This is a genomic window from Salicola sp. AFF1 (genome assembly GCF_056783195.1).
On sequence record NZ_JBXAYL010000081.1, the window covers coordinates 1 to 2,080 of the forward strand.

The 2,080-nt window shown below is 52.9% G+C and carries 3 protein-coding genes; all 3 read left to right on the forward strand.

Going from position 1 to position 2,080, the window contains the following annotated elements; all coding sequences use genetic code 11:
* Positions 1 to 415 precede the first annotated feature (415 nt).
* A complete protein-coding gene (locus AC1RQI_RS16695; protein WP_481905741.1) occupies positions 416 to 979 on the forward strand; it encodes a hypothetical protein in 564 nt (187 codons plus the stop codon).
* Between the two features lie 30 nt (positions 980 to 1,009).
* Positions 1,010 to 1,657 (forward strand): hypothetical protein, encoded by a 648-nt coding sequence (locus tag AC1RQI_RS16700; RefSeq protein ID WP_481905742.1) that lies wholly within the window; start codon positions 1,010 to 1,012, stop codon positions 1,655 to 1,657.
* A 72-nt stretch (positions 1,658 to 1,729) separates the two neighbouring features.
* On the forward strand, positions 1,730 to 2,080 hold a 351-nt coding region (locus AC1RQI_RS16705), incomplete at its 3' end, for a hypothetical protein (RefSeq protein ID WP_481905743.1).

Sequence of the window (2,080 nt, forward strand, 5' to 3'; positions counted from 1 at the left end):
CCGTTGTCACACCGGGTACGCTGATCGCGGATATAGCTTGCTGGTGGGGGTGGTTTTGCTTAAGTTGATGGCATTGGGGATGAGGCGGGCGACTTCGCCACGGGTAACGCAATCCGGGAGCGTGATCATTGCGCGTTGTCCTTGTTGGTGTATCCGGCATCCTGTGCGCGTGAGGGCTTCCCGGGGGTAGCCGGGTTTGCGGCGGGTGGTGCTTTCCTTGAGCGTAGCAGCGATTTTTCAGGTGAGGACAATATGAAACAAAAAGGAAACTCCAGGAGGTTCCTGATGGGCACGAGACCGGCCCCACAACATTATGCGTTCAATATTGACAATACCAGGAGCCCTCAGTAATCTTCGGCGAAAACATGGACGTCCGAGAACATCCTGCCCGAATACAGATAAGGAGATCTGCCCTATGACCAATCTGTCCATTTCCCATCAGGAACACAGATTCATCAAAGAAGCTGACGCCAGCCCGCAGCGCAGACGGGAATACTTGGCGCGCTTCTGGTTAAGCCGCCTGAAAAAAGAAGACCCTGTCGCACGCATCGGTTATGCCCTTTGGTGCAAGGATATGGATGCCCTTAAAAGAGCAGTTGCCCAAGGCAGCAAAGACTATTGGAGTCACAGGGGGTACGCATATTGGGAGTTCATGGCCCGCAGCACAGTGGCTAACCTCTCAGTTGGTCTGCAGAAAGCTGGGTTCACGGGCAATATGCGCGAAAAAATTGAGGAGGTTGGTGTTCAGGTTGCTAAACACCATCGCCGGGCGGTCCAGCTCGACTACAAAAAGCAGCTGGGCAACGTACCAGGACTTCTGAGCCTTAGACAGATGGCTGAATATCATCATCAGGCTTTTGATCACTTCAACATTCCGCCGGACTACTATGGTGGAACATGGGTCCAGACTATTCCCGACAGCTGGGAACTGGAAATGTACGGCAACCTATATTGTCACGACTGCGATGTTGCGCCATAAAGAGATGGTTAAAGAATCCGGAGACAGGGAATGCTGACAAAAAAGACCAGCTTGAAAGCCCTGGTGGCGATTCCAGTCCTTATTACAGGAATCTGGATGGTTGCCCAGGCTGGCGGAGCAAAAGACGGCACCATGAGAGTCGGTAAAACCGACCTCTGCGTACCCGAGAAATATGCCGTTCGGCTACCCTCGGCAGGCGCAAATACGGATAGCAATTACGACACGTCAGAGGGATTCGATATTAACGTCCGAATCGATGAAGAGGAGGTTGGCGCCGAAATCCCCGGCTATCACGAAAAGCTCTACATTGCTGAGGATAACCCAAGGTTCCAATCGATCTACGTTAAACTGTCACCGGCGCAAAACAATCTGGAAGTTGATAAGCCCAAGCAGTCGGAACCGCTTCCTTCCGTCCCCGAACTGGTTCTAAGTGAACCCCAACAGGAGGCGTGGCAGCTGCGCGAAGTTCTGAAGAAAGACGACGGTGATTACAGGAAATGGGGCTACTGTACCGAAACATCCTGGGGCGGCGAGGACGTGCTCAAATGTATGCGGGAATATCTGGAGATTGGTGAGGTCCGGTTCGCCTACGAACTGCACGAACAAAACCTGCCCTATCACTCCCAGGTCGACGAACTTCTAAAAGAAAAGGTGGCAAGTTGGCGCTGCGATCGCTGAAACTTCAGTGTAGCGCTTCTCGCCTCCGGAAAACATCATCCCATCCAGAGCAGCAGGCATGAATGAACTTGCATGAAACGACTTATCGCCTCAGCCATTGCTCTACTTCTTGTCGCCGTTACCAGCCTGGGATGGTGGACCCTGCATACTACAGATATACAGGATTTATCGCTCTGCGTGACCGAAGATGAGACGCACTACATCCCCAGCGCGGTTTGCGAACAATACATGTTCCAGTTCCGTGGGACGCCCAGTGATATCGAATATCTCGAGAACCATGCCGGACTCGCCTTCTTTTTCGGCATAGAAGACCAGGAGATGCGCCGTCGCGTTATGTCGTTTTTCCGTAAGCGCCCGCAAAACGACCCACTTGCCCCAGAACCAGCAATCAGCTCTTTTTCGGAGCCGGCTCCAGGCCCGTAT